The organism is Ochrobactrum sp. BTU2, from assembly GCF_024539785.1.
Taxonomy (GTDB): domain Bacteria; phylum Pseudomonadota; class Alphaproteobacteria; order Rhizobiales; family Rhizobiaceae; genus Brucella; species Brucella anthropi.
Genome location: NZ_JAHWRG010000002.1, coordinates 208,624 through 226,370, shown reverse-complemented (window position 1 = coordinate 226,370; position 17,747 = coordinate 208,624). Strand labels below are relative to the sequence as shown.

The window sequence follows — 17,747 nt, the reverse complement described above, 5'->3', positions numbered from 1 at the left end:
CATGGGTAATAACGTCGCCGAAATCTCCGCCTACAAGCCGCGTGCCGCATGGTTCGACGGCCTGACGACGTGCGGTCCGGCGACGATCAAGCTCAACATCATTGAAGCCGATCCAACCAATCCTGTCGCGGAGGCTGCTGTCGGCCTCGCCCGCAGACAGATTGAAACTGCCGCTGAAAAGCTCACCGCATTGCCGCATCTGGGCGTCGGTTTCGCCGTTCTTCATCAGGGCGAGGAGGGCCTCTGGCTGCTGCTGCACTGGTGGCTTGAGGGCGGCATCGCTACGGAAATCCTCTGGCAGTCGGAACTCGGCGACGAGGTGGACTTCATGCCCGCACAGCCGCTGCTGATGGCCTGCGTGTGGGAACTCGGAATTATAGACTTTGAACGGCGTGCATGGATGGAAACGGCAATGGCGGGCAAGCCCGTTGCCGACTATCTGGCACGCACTTTGCCACGGGGCACGGTATGACTACTCGCATCGACACCAAATTCGCTGAACTGAAGGCCGAGGGCCGTCCGGCGCTCGTTACCTATTTCATGGGTGGCGATCCCGATCTGGAAACCTCGCTCAAGGTGATGAAGGCCTTGCCAAAGGCTGGTGCCGACGTGATCGAACTCGGTATGCCCTTCTCCGATCCGATGGCAGACGGACCCGCCATTCAGGCCGCTGGCCTGCGCGCCCTCAACGCCGGTCAGACGCTTGCCAAGACGTTGCACATGGCAGCAGAATTCCGCAAGGAAGACAACACGACCCCGATCGTCATGATGGGCTATTACAACCCGATCTATATTTACGGCGTGGAACGCTTTCTGGCCGATGCCAAGGCTTCCGGCGTGGACGGGCTGATCGTCGTCGATCTTCCGTCTGAAATGGATGCTGAGCTTTGCATTCCGGCCATGAAGGCGGGTATCAATTTTATCCGCCTCACCACGCCAACCACGGACGACAAGCGCTTGCCGAAGGTGCTGCATAATTCATCGGGCTTCGTCTATTACGTCTCGATGAACGGCATCACCGGTTCGGCCATTGCCGATACGGCAAAGGTCGGTGAAGCTGTGCGTCACATCAAGAAGAGCACCGATCTGCCGATCTGTGTCGGTTTCGGCGTCAAGACACCGGAGCAGGCAGCAGCCATCGCCACCCATGCCGATGGCGTCGTCGTCGGCACGGCGATTGTCAACGCGATTGCCGGTGAACTGGACGAAAACGGCAAGGCGAAGGGCGATCCTGTCGCCGCTGCAACCAGACTTGTCCACGCCCTTGCGGAGAGTGTGCGTGCCACACGCCTTGAAGCCGCCCAATAAATCGTCCATTTAGTGCACATCTTAAAAGTGCTAAGCGGCTGAAGCTCTTTGCCGAAGAACAAGAAACGGAAGCAAACGTCATGAACTGGATCACCAACTACGTCCGTCCGAAGATCAATTCGATGCTCGGCCGTCGTGAAATGCCGGAAAACCTCTGGATCAAAGATCCGTCGACCGGTGAAATGGTGTTTCACAAAGACCTTGAGAGCAACCAGTTTGTGATCCCGTCCTCGGGTCATCACATGCGCATCAAGGCGAAGGATCGTCTGCGTTTCTTCTTCGACAATGGCGAATACACCACGCTTGAAGCTCCCAAAGTGCCGGTCGATCCGCTGAAATTCCGCGACGAGAAGAAATATATCGATCGTCTCAAGGATTATCGCACCCGCACGGGCATGGATGACGCTATCGTCAACGGCCTCGGCACCATTGACGGCCTGCCGATTGTCGCCACCGTTCAGGATTTCGGCTTCATGGGCGGTTCGCTCGGCATGGGTGCCGGCGAAGCGATCATTCAAGGCTTTGAAAAGGCCATCGAGCTGAAGCGTCCGCTGGTTCTGTTCGCCGCCTCGGGTGGTGCACGCATGCAGGAGGGCATCCTGTCGCTCATGCAGCTCCCGCGCACCACGGTTGCTGTGGAAATGCTGAAAGAAGCTGGCCTGCCCTATATCGTCGTTCTGACCAATCCGACTACGGGCGGCGTGACGGCTTCCTACGCCATGCTGGGCGATATCCACATTGCCGAACCCGGCGCACTGATCGGCTTTGCCGGCCCGCGCGTCATCGAACAGACGATCCGTGAAAAGCTGCCGGAAGGCTTCCAGAGCGCCGACTATCTCATGGAACATGGTATGGTCGACATGGTCGTCTCGCGTCTCGAGCTGAAGGACACGATTGCGCGCCTTCTCAAGATCATGACCAGGCAGCCGGGCAATAGCGACGCGCCGGAACACGAAAAGACGGAAGCAACCGACAAGGCAGCCTGATCGTGACAGAAAAAGCCGCCGCCGCAATCGAGCGGCTTATGCAGTTGCATCCAAAAGGCTTCGATCTTTCATTAGACCGCATCCGCGGTCTTCTGGAAAAGCTCGGCAATCCGCATCTGAAATTGCCGCCGGTCATCCATATTGCCGGAACCAACGGCAAGGGATCGGCGACGGCTTTCTGCCGCGCGCTTCTGGAAGCGGGCGGCTTCGACGTTCACGTCCATACTTCGCCGCACCTCGTCCACTGGCATGAGCGCTACCGTCTGGCGGCGCCCGGCGGCGGCAGGCTGGTCAGCGACGATGTTCTGGCCGACGCCATAGAGCGCGTTGCGGCAGCCAATGGCGGCCAGCACATCACCGTTTTCGAAATTCTGACGGCTGTGGCTTTCGTACTCTTTTCCGAGCATCCGGCGGATGTCGTCGTTATGGAAGTCGGCCTTGGTGGACGTTTCGACGCCACCAATGTCATTGCCGAGCCTGCCGTCTCGCTCATCATGCCGGTTTCCATCGACCATCAGGCCTATCTTGGCGACCGCGTGGAGCTGATTGCCGCCGAGAAAGCCGGTATCATCAAGAAGGATTGCCCGGTTGTTGTCGGTTTCCAGCCTTTCGATGCAGCGCGGGAAGTTCTCGTCTCGACTGCCGACCGGCTTGGCTGTCCGGTTTCGGTTTACGGGCAGGATTTCCTCGCTTTCGAGGAGCATGGTCGCATGGTGTTCCAGAACGAGGACGGTCTGATCGACCTGCCATTGCCGCGCCTGCCCGGACGTCACCAGATTTCCAATGCCGCAGCGGCAATCGAGGCAGTGCAGATGGCTGGTTTCAGCCTGACCGACAAAGCCGTCGAAAAAGCGTTGATGGTGGTGGACTGGCCAGCACGCATGCAGCGCCTGACCCATGGCGCGCTCGTGGATATGGCCCCGGCAGCCTCCGAAATCTGGCTCGATGGCGGTCATAACCCGGGTGCCGGCGCAGTCATCGCGGAGGCACTCGGCGATCTGGAAGAACGCAATGAACGCCCGCTGTTCCTCATCACCGGCATGATCAACACCAAGGACCCGGTCGGCTATTTCGAAGCCTTTGCCGGTATGGCACGGCATGTTTTCACCGTGCCTGTTCCGTCCAGCGATGCGGGTATCCCCAATGATGAGCTGGCGGTCGCGGCCCAGAAAGCCAACCTGTCGGCAGAGCCTGTGCATTCGGTTGCCAACGCATTGAAACTTCTGCGTGGTACGTGGCCCCCGGATGAAGCGCCACCGCGTATCCTGATTGGCGGTTCGCTTTACCTTGCGGGTGAAGTTTTGAGAGAGAACGGCACACCACCCGCCTAACGGCAAATTCTAGAGCGGTTCCAGTAAAAACAGAGTCGCTGGAACCGCTCCAAGTATTTATTTCGTCGCATTATCCTGCGCAAAAACCGCTTCACACTTTTGCTGGAAATGCTCCAAACAAAAACCCGGCTCGAAGGCCGGGTTTTGCATTTTTATGATGCTGTTCTTTATGCAGCAGAAGCCTTGATCCAGTCGGCGAGACGGCTCTTCGGAGCAGCGCCGACCATATTGGCGGCGAGTTCGCCGTCCTTGAACATCAGAAGCGTCGGGATCGAACGCACGCCGAACTGGGCTGCCAGTTCTGGATTCTCATCGATATTAACCTTGGCGATCTTGACCTGACCGGCCATTTCGGTCGCGATTTCGTCCAGAGCCGGCGCGATCATCTTGCAGGGACCGCACCATTCCGCCCAGAAATCCACCACGACAGGCTCGCTCGACTGAAGAACGTCCGACTGAAAATTGCTGTTATCGACCTTAACGGTTGCCATAGGGCTATCCTCTTTTCTCACCAAGAACGGCAGACATCTTTTCAGACTCACAACACGATCCGCTCTTCATTCGCTATATCATGTGGCGCGTCTGCTGCCATCCGTCAAGTTCTGGTTCGTCACCTTTCCTTGAGAGTCTTTCAGAGACTGCAGCGCTTCGTCCAGAACCACATCCGGCAGCGGCATCAAAAACGGACCTTCGGTGAACAGAAGCGCCGTTTCGACAATCCGCCCCGGATAGAGCGGGGCCAGCAACTCGCGATAAAGCGCAAGCTGCGCCCGATAGGCGAAAGGAACCGCCTCGATGGTTTTCGGTGGCGGTCGATTGGTCTTGTAGTCGATGATCAGGACACGATCCTCGCCAACACTGATGCGGTCGATCTGACCGGACACGGCATGATCGCGCCCGCCAAGCTCGATCGTGCCCATGATGGCAACTTCCCCGCGCGAGCCTTCCGCAAAGACCGGTGCATAGGTGGGATCGTCCAGAATGGTCCTGACGCTTTGCCAGGCAATCTGGCGCTCCGTTTCCGGCCAGTCGGCAGCAATCCGCCCAAGATAGTCGCGTGCCAGCGTTTCACGCCCATCCTGTGGGACATCCGGCAGATATTGCAGCAGCATATGGATCGCCGTGCCGCGTCGCAACGCAAAGGCTGGCGTCCCATTGCCCGGTCCCAGAACGGGCGAAAACGAATCGAGCGGCGGTTCTTCATCCGCTTCGATCAGCGCAGAAGCGCCGGACGGCGCCAGCGGTCGCGGCAGTCCGATTTCCGGCTTTATCGGCTCTCTATATTCATCTGGAAATGATGGCAGCGCATGATCTTCGGTTCTATCCTGCTCAGCAATATCGACCATTCCGCGCGGTGTGTTGCGATAGCGCCTTGCGGCGACTTTCAGCACGGGGTGCACGAATGTCTCGGCCTTGGTGGCCAACGCATCCTCGACAAGGCGATGCCATGTTTCGCCGCTTTCACGCGTGCCGCGATAGCCGCAGATGATGAGCCGGTCTTCGGCGCGCGTCATGCCGACATAGAGCAGGCGGCGATATTCTTCCTCCGCCCGCGTTTTCAGCTTCTCGATCTGAGCGGTCGTGAAGCCGGTCTGGTATCCGGCATTCGGTTGCCAGAGATAGCCTTTCACCGACGGACTATCATTCGAAAAGTCAAAAGGAATGAGCTTTGGCGCACGACTGCCAGTCCAGACCGCACTTCCCGGATCAACGAGAAACACCACTGCCCCTTCCAGCCCCTTGGCGGCATGGACAGTCATGATGCGCACTTCATTGCGCCCCTGATCAAGTTCACGCTTGATTTCCGGCGATGCCGCTTCCAGTGTTTCAAGGTAGGCTTGCAGGCCGGGCAGACCGGCACGCTCGGCTGAAAGCGCATAATTCTGGAATTCGTCGATGATATCGCCCGCCTCCGGCCCCAACCTCGCCAGAAGTTTTCGCCGCGCACCGTCCGCGCTCAATATCCGTGCATAGAACTCGAACACCGGCATCGTGTCGGCCATATTGCGCCAGCGGCTCAAGGTCTTGTGCACCTCGGCCAGTGCAGCATCGCCGCGCGAGACCTGATAAAGCCGCTCGAACAATGTGAGGCCTGAACCGCGCGGATGGGCAAGCTCGAACAGCCGGTCGTCATCCCAGCCGAATAACGGGCTTTTCAATACCGATGCCAGCGAAAGATCGTCCGAAGGCTGAAGCACGAAACGACCGAGTGCCATCAGGTCCTGAATGGCAATATGGCTGGTGAGCCGCAAGCGGTCTGCACCTGCTACCGGAACGGACAGGTTTTTCAGCGCCCGCGACAAAGCAGGCATGAACTGGTCGCGCTTTCGTACCAGAACCATGATGTCACGCGGCATGATCCGCCGGTTCTGGCCCGGAATAGGTTCGCCGCGATCCAGCCAGTGACGAATAGTGGCCGCGATCTGATCCGCCAGCCGGACGGCAGGTGCTGCCAGATGATCGACCGGCTCGCGCCAGTCGTCCGGCTCTTCCACCACTTCTGGCGTCAGCATATCCCAGATTTCCACCTCGCCCGGCGCATCGGAACGAATAGCTTCATGTACCGTTGCGCCTGCAAGGCCTCGATTGGCCTCGGGTCTCGCAAAAACCTCGTCCACCGCCTGCAAGACATCGGGTGCGGATCGGAACGAGAAATTGAGGCTGACGCGCTCGAACTTCAGCTCGGCATCTTCCGCACGAAGACTGACCGACCTCCCCTGCGCCGCGAAATCCTCCGGCACGGCACCCTGGAACGAATAGATCGACTGTTTTTCGTCACCAACGGCAAAAAGCGTGCGGCTGATATTGCGTTGGCCGACGCCGGAGAAAAACTCTTCCGACAGCATGCGGATTACCTGCCACTGGTCGGGGCTGGTGTCCTGCGCCTCGTCGACCAGAATATGGTCAATGCCGCGATCGAGCTTGTACTGAACCCACTGCCCTGCCCCGTTGCGGGCGAGCAGCGCCACGGTCCGGGTAATGAGATCCTCGAAATCGAGCAGGCCGCGCTGACGCTTCAGGTCGTGATAGCGTTGCAGCAGATTGTCGATCAGCGTCAGCGCGGCCAGATTGAGCCGCACCAGACGCAATTCCTTCAGCCGATCAAGACCCTGTTCGACACGCGCGGCTGCCGCGTCAAAATCCTCTTCGAAATCCGGCAGAAGTTTCTTGACCGCCGCCGAGCCGACATAGGAACCGGATTTCGGCTCGCCAGTAGTTTTCAGAAACGCGGCGCGCAACACGGCCTCGCGGTCACGCTGGCTCGTCACCTTTTCGAAACGCCGGAGCTGCAGCGCAAAATCCTGCGCGCGCGACGCACCCTTCTGGATCGACATGATGAGCTCGAGCGCATCGTCGGAAAATTCCGGTATCGGCCAGAGATCGGCGATGAGATCGTCTTCGCTGGTTTGCGGATCGAAGCGGAAAGCCCGGTGCAGAGCTTCGCTGCGATGCGCCGCTACGCCCAGTTCGGCGATATAGGTCTGCAGGCCATTGCGCCTGCTTACGGCCTCATCCAGAAGCGATTGAAGCCCCATCTCGCCCGATGCCTGCAGAACATCAGCAAAGGCCGCTGCGAGATCAATATCGCCGCCGCCATGCGCGGTTTCGAGCAGTTGGCGCCGTGCTTCGCCGACAAGGGCTGCCTGCATCAAATCATCCATCATCTCGAAATGACCGGCAATGTTCGCCTCAAGCGGGAACTGGTGCAGGATCGCTTCGCAGAAAGCGTGGATGGTCTGGATTTTAAGCCCGCCCGGTGTTTCGAGCGCACGGGCGAACAGCCGTCGCGCTGCTGCAAGACGAGCATCGTTCGGTCTGCGGCCTTCAAGCGACTTCAGACGTTCGGCGAGTTCTTCGTCAGGCAGGACAGCCCATTCTGAAAGCCGCATGAACACGCGGTTCTGCATCACCGCCGCAGCCGCCTTGGTGTAGGTAAGGCAGAGAATCTTGGAAGGATCAGTACCCTCCAGCAGCAGGCGGATAACACGTTCGGTCAGAACATGGGTCTTGCCGGAACCCGCATTGGCGGACACCCAGACAGAAGCCGCCGGATTTGCCGCGTTGCTCTGTGCCCGTAGCGTTTCTTCGGGGATAATGGGTGCCTTTTTCATTCACCGCCCTCCCCGCCAGCATCGCCCCCGGCAGACCATTCCAGTACTCGCGCCAGATGATCGTAATCACCCGTCAGGTCCGTCTCGCGAAACGGCAATGCGCGCGACAGGTAGCCTTTTTCCGGTTTTTGATATTCGACGAGCAATTGCGCCAGCCGCTGCCAGGATTCCTCGCCAAGAGCCGGTGCAGTTTTTTCCGATGGCGGTCGTCCGATCTTGAGGATCGATTCCGGCTTCACCTCGCCGCCCGCCTTGAGACGCACATAGGTCAGATCGGATGCACGGACCGAGCCAAGTTCCCGAAACGCGCCGCGCACCAGAAGTGCGGCTTCCAGCGCCAGCTGCGGCGATAGCAGCACATGCGCCTGTTTGGGCGATGGTGTCGATCCGGTCTTGTAATCGATGATTTCCGCTGTCCCGTCACGCATCAGATCGATGCGGTCAGCACGACCGGAAAGCGTAATGCCAAGCCCTTCGACCTCGCGTTTATCGGATGAAATCTCCGCAAAGCGGGTCTGGACATTGTAGGCGCGCTCGCGTTCCCAAGCTAGAAACTGCGGAATGAGCGCGGTGAAGCGCGGCCACCAAACGGCCTCTATTTCCGTCGGCAAATCCATATCGGCAAAGAGGACGCGCCCCAACTCCATCAACCGCTCTGCAGCGTCGGGAGCCAGCGGATCGATTGCCTCCTGCGTAAAATGGCCCAGAATATCGTGGAACAAAGTGCCGCGTTCGGCTGCAGCCGGGTCGCGGATCAACGGCTCCAGCGGCCGCAGCTTCAATATCTTCTTGGCGAAGATCGCATAGGGATCGCGGCGCAACGTTTCGATTTCCGTCACCGAAAAATGCTTCGGGCGCGCAAGGACCGGCGGCGCAGGCTGTGGCCTTTTCACGAAAGGCACGTCGGGCGCCTGATCGATTTCGCGTGACCACTGGATGAAACGAACCCCGCGCTTGCGCATTTCGGCGGTCACATCCGCGCCCAGCACAGTTTCAAGCCGCTGCAGCCAGCGCGATGGCACCGTCGGCGCATTGTCGGAACGCTGCGAGCGCGTCAGCACGACATGATCCATGCCAAGCGCCATCTGGAAATCGTGGGCGGCAAGGCCGGTGCGGCGTTCGGGCGGATCGAGCGCGATCATCGACTTCATGGGACGTGACATGAATGGGTCGTTGTGGGTGCGTGCAGGCCAGCTTCCCTCGTTGAGGCCGCCGATCACCACCGTATCCATGGTTTGCAGGCGTGCTTCAAGCGCACCCCAGATGAAGAGGCGCGGATGACCGCCCGGATGCGGCTTGACCGTCTCGCCCGCCATCAGGGCATCCAGTACGGCTGGCCATTCCGACGCTTCAAAGTCGAGCCCAGCTTCGCTCGAAACCAGACCACGCAAAAAGGTGGCAAGCTGTTCGCCACGTTCACCGGAATAGAAAGGAGCGATGCTGGCCTTTTCATTCCGAGCGAGATTTTCCAATGCTTCGACCGTAGCACGCGCGATTTCACCGATCTCGGTCCTGCGTCCAGCGATAACGAAAGGTACCAATGGTGCCATCGCGTTCGATAGGCTTTCGCAAAGATTTCGGGCAGCGGCGATCATGTCCGGTGTGACCGTGTCGTGCCATGCCGGTTGCCATGGCTGGCCGGCACTTTCCTCCAACCGCCGGTCGAAAAATGCAGGAAGATCGAGCACGGATGCGCGGCCCGTGCCACCGCGAAAGGCGATGAGTTCCAGGGTTTCGGCAGCAAGGCGTCGCTCGATGCGGGGAGCTTCCAGCCGCAGCAGCGGATGCTTGACCAGCGCCAGCAACGCAACCGGGTCGCCCGGGTTGAAGACGGTCTCCACCAGCAGCCGTAGCAATGTCGTGGTCTCGACATCACGCAGATGCCGTCCGCCGGAATCGTCGGCATCAATGCCGAAACGGGCAAGTTCACCCACCACGCGCCGCGCCAGATTGCGGTCTGCCGTAACAAGCGCGGCTGTTTTACCTTCATCATTGATCGCGTCGCGCAAGACGAGAGCCACAGTAAGCGCCTCTTCCCGCTCATTCGCGGTTTCAATCAGGTCAATAGTCTGCGCCGCCTGCCGCAACGCAGTCGGCTGCATATCGGGATCGCGTGCAAGCTGTCCCCACGCATCGGTCGTTTCCGCCGGACGAAGCGCTTCACTGACCACCCGTTCGCGCAGACGCTTGGAGGCAGGCATATCGTCCAGATGTTCCACATCCGCACGCAATGTCTGCATTGCATCGAGAAGCTTGCGCAAACCGAACTGGGGATGACCGAAGGTCGAAGGATTATCGGTTGCCGATGCCAGCATCTGCCAAGCTGCATCATCCAGATCGCGATCCAGCCCCGGCAGCACCACCGCGCCATTCGGCAAGTCCGCAATGGCGGAAATCAGTTCCGCCGTCGCCGGTATGGAACCGGTGGAACCGGCAACGATAACCGGCCCGGCTGGCGGATGGGCGCGCAGCCGCTTCACTTCGCTCCAGATGAGATCGTTGCGATGCGCAGCGGGATTCGAAAGCCGGCGTTCCGCCAGAATATCCGGCCACAGATTGGTGACGATGTTGAGAAAACCGAGCGTAACCTGCCACCAGTCGGCAAGGTCTTCCGGAGCAATTCCAGCAAGCTCGCTCCATTTAGCCCCATCAGTTTCGACCTGATCCATCAGCCCTGCCAGATCGCGGGCGAGCCAGATCGCATCGGCAGTCGTTGCCGGAACGGAAACGTCGTCAACACCGAAAAGGGCGCGCACATGCGAAGGCAGCGATTCCCGCCAAGGACGGATCAATCGCGCTAGAAGCAGAAGCCGCTCCGCTGTACCGATCGGTGGATTGATATCGAAGACGCCCGACGAGCCTGCATTGAAGAAAGCTGCATCTTCATCCACATCGCCGAGCGGCTTTATCGTCGGCAAAATAGCGCTTTTTGTCGAATTCCTATCGACGAGTATCGATCTCAACGCGCGCGCCGCACGGCGTGTCGGCACATAGATGGTTGCATTGGCCAATGCCAGCGGATCGGACGGATTGCCGGGAAAACCTTCGACCAGCCGTCCTTCCAGAAGCGCTTTTGCAAAAGCAGGCAGAAACGGCGTGCCGGGAGGAATTGAAAACAGGCGCTGTTTCCCATCTCTGGGCCGTCTTGCGCTCATGCGTTCTACCTCCTCATGCAAATGCGGTAAGCGCTGCCTCCGCCTCGCCGATCGCGTCCGGCGTTCCGACGGTCAGCCAATGTCCGGTCATTGGCATACCATAAAGGCGACCGGCTGCAATCGCTTCGTCGAAATAGCGGTTGAGTGAGGACACACCGGGCTCCGCGCCAGCGAAGATACGAGGATGGATGATCCCTGCTCCCGCATAGATCACCGGCTCGCCGGAGATGTCCCGTGCGCGGCGCAGATGCCCGTTTTCGTCGGCAACGAAATCACCCTTGCCTTCATAACCCGTTTCCTGATCGAGACGTGCCGTCATCAGGAGAATATCCATTCGGTCGGCATCCCAAGCGTCAGCGAGCGCCAACAGATTAGGAGCTTTCTCGTCGCCTACCCAGAATGTGTCGGCATTCAATATGACAAACGGTTCTGTTCCGAGTATCGGCAGCGCCTTCACGATGCCGCCAGCGGAATCGAGCAGCATTTCGCGTTCGTCCGAAATCACGATCTCAAGATCGTTGCGGTCACGAAGATGCGCTTCCAGTTGGCCGGCTAAATAGTGCACATTGACGATTGCCGTGCCGATACCTGCCTGCGCCGCCGCATCGAGCCCCCAGTCGATCAAGGGCTTGCCCGCCACCTTGACCAGCGGTTTAGGAATGGTTTCGGTGATGGGACGCATGCGCTTGCCAAGTCCGGCGGCAAGAACCATAGCCGTCTTCGGGACCATTTCAGGCATTTTCATTGCGCGGCCTCTTCCTGCTGCATCAATCCCAATTCCTCAAACCACGCCGCCACTGGCGCCATGACCGAATGCTTCAGCACACGGCCGAGATAGTCATGAATGCGTGGCAGATGTTTTAGATAATCCGGCTTACCATCACGCTCATCGAGCCGCACGAAAAGACCGAGCAGCTTGGCGTTACGCTGTGCGCCCATGGCCGCATAGGCCTTGCGGAACAAAGCTTCGTCGAACGCATGTCCGAGCGCACAACGCTCATCGCAATAGGCTGCGACCACAGCCTGTTCCAGCTCCGGCGAAATCGTCACACGCGCATCGAGGGCCAGCGAAGCCACGTCATAGGCTGCCGGTCCAATCATCGCATCCTGAAAATCGATGACACCGATCTTGTCCTTGCCTTCCGCTTCTGGAAACCAGAACAGGTTGGGCGAATGATAGTCGCGCAAGAGCAGGCTCTTCTCAACATCGGCAATGTCGGCGATCACGTGGTCCCATGCGGCTTCGTAAGCTTGCTTTTCTGCGTCTGTAAGTTGCCTTCCCATCATGCGCGGCGCGTACCACTGGCCGATGAGGCTGACCTCGATCATCATCGCATCACGGTCGAAACCGGCGATGATGTGGTCGGGATGCCCCGCCACAGGTGCATGGCCTGGCCAGGAAACACCATGCAGATGCGCCAGAAAGCGTCCGGCGGCCTCATAGCGTTCGGCGACAGGTTCACCGGACGATGCCCGCACGCCCTCGGTTCCGAGGTTCTCAAGAATAAGGAACCCGGCATCGAGATTGGCGGCACGCATTTGCGGTACACGGAAGTCCTGCCCTGCCAGAAGCCCATTAATGGCAGCAAAGGCAAGGATGTTTTCCGCAAGATGCGCAATCTGCCGATAGGTTTTTCCGTCACGCAGCGGCGGATCATAGGGCATCTGCGGCGCATTCATCAAAATCTCGACGCCGTGGGCAGCCGTGCGGATCGTCTCGTATTTGCGTGGTGACGCATCGCCCTGCAAATAGCGGCGCGTTGCATCGGCACGGCCATGGAGGTCCAGAAATGCGCGTATCGCATGGCTGCGTTCCAGCCGCTGGATCGCGGCCACTGGTCCCGACACGCTAATACGTCGCCCTGCCCCTTCGTGGCTCAGCGTGACGGCAAAAGACGGTTCAGACAGGAAACCCTCGCCCTGCTCCGGCCATTCGGCCAGAACCACGCCATCCTCAAGAAACTCCGGCAGTCCCAGCTCATCCAGTTCTTCACCGTGTGAAATACGGTAAAGATCGGCATGGGCAACAGCAATGCGCAGGGCCTCGTAGCTTTGCACCAGCGTGAAAGTCGGGCTTGGGACGTCCAGCCCTTCATCATCAGCAATTGCCCGGATGATAGCGCGGGCAAGCGAGGATTTTCCCGCCCCCAGATCGCCGGAAAGCGTGACAAGATCGCCCTTCTGCAGGGCGAGGGCGAAATCCTCGCCGAAACGCTGTGTTGCAGCTTCGTCGGGCAAGAAATAGCTGATACTGGATTGTGAGGCGCTCATGGGCACCCTTTACCTTATTCGGCAGCGACGCGGAAGCTACGTGTTTCCGACGGAAAACGGCAAATGACCGTTGTTCCACGACCGGAACCCGTATCGATATCGACCGACCCGCCATGCAGCTCGACAAAGCTCTTGACGATGGCAAGTCCGAGGCCGGCACCACGACGGCGACCGCCATTCGGATAGGACTGGAAGCGTTTGAAAACCGTGTCGAGCACTTCTCCGGGCATGCCGGGACCGTCATCGTGGACGGCAAAGACCACTTCCGACCCCTCGCGCGCCACCTGCAGCTGGATGCTGGAGCCTTCCGGCGCATAGTTGGTGGCGTTGGACAGGAGGTTGAAAAGTACCTGACGGACGCGGTTTGCATCGGCCTTGAATACATCCACGTCGTCGGCAATGTCGATGTCGAGCCCGATATCGTGGTCGCGCATACGCTCGCCGACACGGGAGGCGGCAGCGGAAATCGCTTCCACGACGGAAACCTCACCGACCTCCAATTCCATGATGCCTGCATCGACCGTTGCGAGATCAAGAATATCATTGACGATGGTCAGCAAGACCGATGACGACGTGCTGATATGGTCGAGATATTCGATCTGGCGCTCGTTGAGCGACCCGAAAGCCGGTGTCTGCAACAGCTCGGTAAAGCCGATGATGTTTGTGAGTGGCGAACGCAGTTCGTAGGAAACGTGCTGAACGAAATCGTTCTTGATCTGGTCGGCCAGTTCCAGCGCCTCGTTCTTTTCCTTCAGCGCCCGTTCGACGCGCACGGTGTCGGTGACGTCGATGAAGGTCAGCATGGTCTGGCCCTTCGGCAGTGGCACCACGGCAAAGGAAAGAATGGTGCCGTCGTCCAGCTCCACCTGTCCCATGCGCCCGTCACGCGTATCGAGAAAGCCAGTGACGGTGGAGACGAAATCATCCCACAATCCGTTGCCGCCGCGCTCACCGCAAATCCTGGCAATCGACGAAATATGCGTGCCTTCGACAATGAGCGGCATCGGCAGCGCCCAAAGATCGGCGAAGGACGGGTTGGAAAGCCGGATGCGGCCATCAGAGCCGAACACCGCCACGGCTTCCGCCAGATGGTCGAGCGTTTCACCCTGCACCTTGATGAGCGTGTTGTAACGGCCTTCGAGCTCGAACTTCTCGGTCATGTTCTCGAAGAACCAGGTCACACCGCCTTGCGGATGCGGATTGGCGACGACGCGCATCGTCCGCGTATCCGGCAGATGCCACATATGTTCCTGCGGCTCGACTGCGCGATAGGCAGAAAGCACCGAATCCTTCCATTTGCGCCATTCCGGCTGCTCTGGAAGTTTGCCTTCCGAACGCAGGCGGTCGAGGATCAATGTGTTGCTCGGCTGCGATTCCAGCCATGCCGTATCGAGCGACCAGAGTTTGGCAAAAGCCTGATTGAAGAATTGCAGCTTCATCTCGGGATCGAAAATCGCCACAGCGGTCGAAAGCTGGTCGAGCGTTTCGGCATGGCTCTTCATGGTGCGGTTCAGTTCTTCCCGCACCGCCTGTACTTCGGTCTGGTCGAAACCGAGGCCGACAGAACCCGTTTCAGCACTCACATCCGTCACGTTGAACAAACGGCGATCACCATGCACCACAGCCGTCAGCTGTTCCTGCAGGACAGGCTCGGCAAAGCGATCACGCTCCAGTCGCTGGCGTGCCTGCGCGCCGAAAAGCTCGCGCCCTTCTGAAATGACCTGGCTCCCATCCGCCATATCGACTGCCTGCGCATAGGCGGCGTTGACCCATTCGACGCGACCACCAGCGTCGCGGGTCCATACCGGCTGGTCGATCCGGTCGAGAAGACGCCGGAAAAGCTCGATACGCTCGGAAAATTCACGGTTCTGCGCCTGCAGTGCCGCGCGTTCCGCCTGCACGCCCTGCAGGCTGAGGAACCGGGCAACAGCAAAGCCCCCCGATGTGCGTCCGCGCACGTCGAGCAGAGTGCCGTTGACAGTTTCAACTGTGAGATCGAAAGACCGTGCCTGTTCGCGTAGCATTCCAATGGCGCGCTCAAGCGCCACGACCGATTGCGGGCGCAACCAGCGGCCAAATGCCAGAAAGGTGGAGCGATCCTGCGGGGCCGCACTATCGTCTGGCAACAGTCCGACGACTTCAGCGCGCGTGCTATGGCCATCCCAGACCACGATGCGCTGATCCTTGAGGTTAAGCAGGGCTTCATTGCGCTGGGCGACCAGATTGAGGTCGGCGAATTTGGAACGCAGTTCCTTGTTTTCTGCGGCAACGCGCGACCGTTCGCGGATCAGCCAGCCCGCAGAAAGTAGCGCTGCGCCCATCACGCCTAGGAACATGGAAAACTGGATAACCTCGAAAGCGCCGATACTGCCGCCGCCGAAGGGCAGGGCGATACGCGCCGATTCCGCGCCCTGTGCGAAAGCGGGCACTGCTGCGAAAAGCGTCGAAAGAGAAACAGAAGCCTTCATCAGGGCTTTTTTCGGAGCAAGCCATGCGAACGGCTTTGCAACATGGGCGGCAGGAAGCCATTGCCTGCCAGTAATGATTGCGGAAACATTCCGCAAAATCCCCGTTGCGCCGAAATCTGGCATGTTGTCCTTTTCTCCGCCACCCGGCCATGAAAACCGCCACGAAGGCAGACCGGCCGTATTAAAACACTTCAATACACATCAAAGCCCGACCATACGCACGCCGCCACAGTGCACGAAGGTCAGCCCGTTTTAGAGCGCCGTGCGCCTTTGTGGGCGCACAAAGGACGCTCTATCTGTTAAATCTACGCATCGTGCTTTCCAAAAATCGATTTCGATTTTCAAGCCGATGCGTGGCATTTAGGGGATGAATCGTCCTGTCGCTTCCCGCCACAACCGGCAAAAAACGCACAACGCAAACACCCGCTCAAACACCTTGATTCGCCTACACAATACCCTTCCGGCGAATCCACGTGAAGCATCTTGCACGCAAAAAGAAAGACCGGGCAGTTTGTCAACCGCCCGGTCTCAACATGTAGTGCAATGCTTAACGTATGGTTAATACCTGTAGTGTTCCGACTTGAACGGGCCCTGTGGAGTGACGCCGATATAGGCAGCCTGTTCCTCGGAAAGCACAGTCAGCTTGGCGCCGAGCTTGTCGAGATGCAGGCGCGCGACCTTCTCGTCGAGATGTTTCGGCAGCACATAGACTTCATTCTTGTAAGCGTCGGTGCGGGTAAAGAGCTCGATCTGGCCCAGAACCTGATTGGTGAACGAAGCCGACATGACGAAGCTCGGATGGCCGGTTGCATTGCCCAGATTGAGCAGACGACCTTCGGAAAGCAGGATGATGCGCTTGCCGTCCGGGAATTCGATCAGATCGACCTGCGGCTTCACGTTGGTCCATTTCAGGTTGCGGAGTGCCGCCACCTGAATTTCATTGTCGAAGTGACCGATATTACCGACGATCGCCATGTCCTTGAACTTGCGCATATGGTCGATGGTGATCACGTCCTTGTTGCCGGTCGTGGTCACGATGATATCGGCTGTGGAAGCGGCATCGTCGAGGGTTACGACTTCGAAACCATCCATTGCAGCCTGAAGTGCGCAGATCGGATCGACTTCGGTAACCTTCACGCGTGCGCCTGCGCCAGCGAGCGACTGGGCGGAGCCTTTGCCGACATCGCCATAACCGCACACGACGGCAACCTTGCCAGCCATCATGACATCGGTGCCGCGACGAATGCCGTCGACGAGCGATTCCTTGCAGCCGTACTTGTTGTCGAATTTCGACTTGGTGACGCTGTCATTGACGTTGATGGCCGGGAAGGGCAGGAGGCCCTTCTTCTGCAGCTGGTAAAGACGGTTGACGCCGGTGGTGGTTTCTTCCGTCACGCCCTTGATGGCGTCGCGCTGGCGCGTGAAGAAGCCCGGCGTTGCAGCCATACGCTTCTTGATCTGCGCGAAAAGCACTTCCTCTTCTTCCGAACCGGGATTCGACAGAACGTCCTCGCCTGCTTCGGCGCGCGCGCCGATGAGGATATACATGGTGGCGTCGCCGCCATCGTCGAGGATCATATTGGACGGTTCGCCGTCCGGCCACTGGAAGATCTGGTCCGTATAGGTCCAGTATTCTTCAAGCGTTTCACCCTTGATGGCGAAAACCGGCGTGCCGGTGGCGGCAATCGCGGCAGCCGCATGATCCTGCGTCGAGAAAATGTTGCAGGAGGCCCAGCGGACCTCAGCGCCCAGCGCCTGCAGCGTTTCGATCAGAACGGCGGTCTGGATCGTCATATGCAACGATCCAGAAATGCGCGCGCCCTTCAGCGGCTGCGACTTGCCGAATTCCTCGCGGGCAGCCATCAGGCCCGGCATTTCGGTTTCTGCGATATCGAGTTCCTTGCGGCCCCAATCGGCCAGGCTAAGATCCTTGACGACAAAATCTTGGCTTGCGGTCATCGCGTGCTCCAATAAAGGCAGTTCCAGCTCGATAAAGATGTAATCAGCGGCCGGGATTGCATTCCAATATGGGGCGGCTTTCCACACGGGAAAGCGCTCCGGCTGCCGCCTTGACTAGCAGATCGCCGCCAGAAGCACAACGCAATATAAAGAAATC

Annotated in this window: 11 protein-coding genes; 4 read left to right on the top strand and 7 right to left on the bottom strand. The window is 59.0% G+C overall.

Annotated features, from left to right (window positions below; translation table 11 throughout):
* Position 1 precedes the first annotated feature (1 nt).
* The 4 genes from KWJ32_RS05765 to KWJ32_RS05750 all read left to right on the top strand — a co-directional run bounded on the left by KWJ32_RS05765 (position 2) and on the right by KWJ32_RS05750 (position 3,625).
* Positions 2-472, top strand: coding sequence for a hypothetical protein (locus tag KWJ32_RS05765; RefSeq protein WP_012091040.1), 471 nt, complete (start codon positions 2-4; stop codon positions 470-472).
* A complete protein-coding gene (trpA, locus tag KWJ32_RS05760) occupies positions 469-1,308 on the top strand; it encodes a tryptophan synthase subunit alpha (protein ID WP_012091041.1) in 840 nt (279 codons plus the stop codon). The genes KWJ32_RS05765 and trpA overlap by 4 nt, the downstream gene beginning before the upstream one ends.
* An 80-nt stretch (positions 1,309-1,388) precedes the next feature.
* Entirely contained in the window at positions 1,389-2,294 is a 906-nt protein-coding gene (gene accD, locus KWJ32_RS05755; RefSeq protein ID WP_012091042.1) for an acetyl-CoA carboxylase, carboxyltransferase subunit beta, read from the top strand.
* A 38-nt stretch (positions 2,295-2,332) separates the two neighbouring features.
* The gene (locus KWJ32_RS05750) at positions 2,333-3,625 is read left to right on the top strand and encodes a folylpolyglutamate synthase/dihydrofolate synthase family protein (protein WP_012091043.1); all 1,293 of its coding nucleotides are present in this window, start codon (positions 2,333-2,335) and stop codon (positions 3,623-3,625) included.
* Between the two features lie 167 nt (positions 3,626-3,792).
* Here KWJ32_RS05750 and trxA read toward each other — a convergent pair whose 3' ends face one another.
* The 7 genes from trxA to ahcY all read right to left on the bottom strand — a co-directional run bounded on the left by trxA (position 3,793) and on the right by ahcY (position 17,590).
* Positions 3,793-4,116, bottom strand: coding sequence for a thioredoxin (gene trxA / locus KWJ32_RS05745; protein WP_006473274.1), 324 nt, complete (start codon positions 4,114-4,116; stop codon positions 3,793-3,795).
* Positions 4,117-4,194: 78 nt separating this feature from the next.
* The gene (gene addA / locus KWJ32_RS05740; protein WP_012091045.1) at positions 4,195-7,737 is read right to left on the bottom strand and encodes a double-strand break repair helicase AddA; all 3,543 of its coding nucleotides are present in this window, start codon (positions 7,735-7,737) and stop codon (positions 4,195-4,197) included.
* Positions 7,734-10,892, bottom strand: a complete 3,159-nt coding sequence (gene addB, locus KWJ32_RS05735; RefSeq protein WP_151609661.1) for a double-strand break repair protein AddB — start codon at positions 10,890-10,892, stop codon at positions 7,734-7,736. Before addB ends, addA begins: the two co-directional genes overlap by 4 nt.
* A gap of 13 nt (positions 10,893-10,905) precedes the next feature.
* Positions 10,906-11,637 carry a nucleotidyltransferase family protein gene (locus KWJ32_RS05730; RefSeq protein WP_012091047.1) on the bottom strand — a complete coding sequence of 244 codons (732 nt, stop codon included), beginning with the start codon at positions 11,635-11,637 and terminating at the stop codon, positions 10,906-10,908.
* Positions 11,634-13,163 carry a tRNA (adenosine(37)-N6)-threonylcarbamoyltransferase complex ATPase subunit type 1 TsaE gene (gene tsaE, locus KWJ32_RS05725; protein ID WP_040129065.1) on the bottom strand — a complete coding sequence of 510 codons (1,530 nt, stop codon included), beginning with the start codon at positions 13,161-13,163 and terminating at the stop codon, positions 11,634-11,636. Before tsaE ends, KWJ32_RS05730 begins: the two co-directional genes overlap by 4 nt.
* A 14-nt stretch (positions 13,164-13,177) precedes the next feature.
* On the bottom strand, positions 13,178-15,631 hold the full coding sequence (locus KWJ32_RS05720; protein ID WP_231771495.1) for a PAS-domain containing protein: 2,454 nt from the start codon (positions 15,629-15,631) through the stop codon (positions 13,178-13,180).
* Positions 15,632-16,189: 558 nt separating this feature from the next.
* Positions 16,190-17,590: an adenosylhomocysteinase gene (gene ahcY, locus KWJ32_RS05715; RefSeq protein WP_012091050.1), complete on the bottom strand. Its 1,401-nt coding sequence runs from the start codon at positions 17,588-17,590 to the stop codon at positions 16,190-16,192.
* Positions 17,591-17,747: the final 157 nt, after the last annotated feature.

What these genes read in the sequence shown, in the direction of transcription:
- KWJ32_RS05765 (WP_012091040.1), top strand. Translation starts at nt 2, where the DNA reads ATGGGTAATAACGTCGCCGAAATCTCCGCCTACAAGCCGCGTGCCGCA.
- trpA (WP_012091041.1), top strand. Translation starts at nt 469, where the DNA reads ATGACTACTCGCATCGACACCAAATTCGCTGAACTGAAGGCCGAGGGC.
- accD (WP_012091042.1), top strand. Translation starts at nt 1,389, where the DNA reads ATGAACTGGATCACCAACTACGTCCGTCCGAAGATCAATTCGATGCTC.
- KWJ32_RS05750 (WP_012091043.1), top strand. Translation starts at nt 2,333, where the DNA reads ATGCAGTTGCATCCAAAAGGCTTCGATCTTTCATTAGACCGCATCCGC.
- trxA (WP_006473274.1), bottom strand. Translation starts at nt 4,116, where the DNA reads ATGGCAACCGTTAAGGTCGATAACAGCAATTTTCAGTCGGACGTTCTT.
- addA (WP_012091045.1), bottom strand. Translation starts at nt 7,737, where the DNA reads ATGAAAAAGGCACCCATTATCCCCGAAGAAACGCTACGGGCACAGAGC.
- addB (WP_151609661.1), bottom strand. Translation starts at nt 10,892, where the DNA reads ATGAGCGCAAGACGGCCCAGAGATGGGAAACAGCGCCTGTTTTCAATT.
- KWJ32_RS05730 (WP_012091047.1), bottom strand. Translation starts at nt 11,637, where the DNA reads ATGAAAATGCCTGAAATGGTCCCGAAGACGGCTATGGTTCTTGCCGCC.
- tsaE (WP_040129065.1), bottom strand. Translation starts at nt 13,163, where the DNA reads ATGAGCGCCTCACAATCCAGTATCAGCTATTTCTTGCCCGACGAAGCT.
- KWJ32_RS05720 (WP_231771495.1), bottom strand. Translation starts at nt 15,631, where the DNA reads ATGAAGGCTTCTGTTTCTCTTTCGACGCTTTTCGCAGCAGTGCCCGCT.
- ahcY (WP_012091050.1), bottom strand. Translation starts at nt 17,590, where the DNA reads ATGACCGCAAGCCAAGATTTTGTCGTCAAGGATCTTAGCCTGGCCGAT.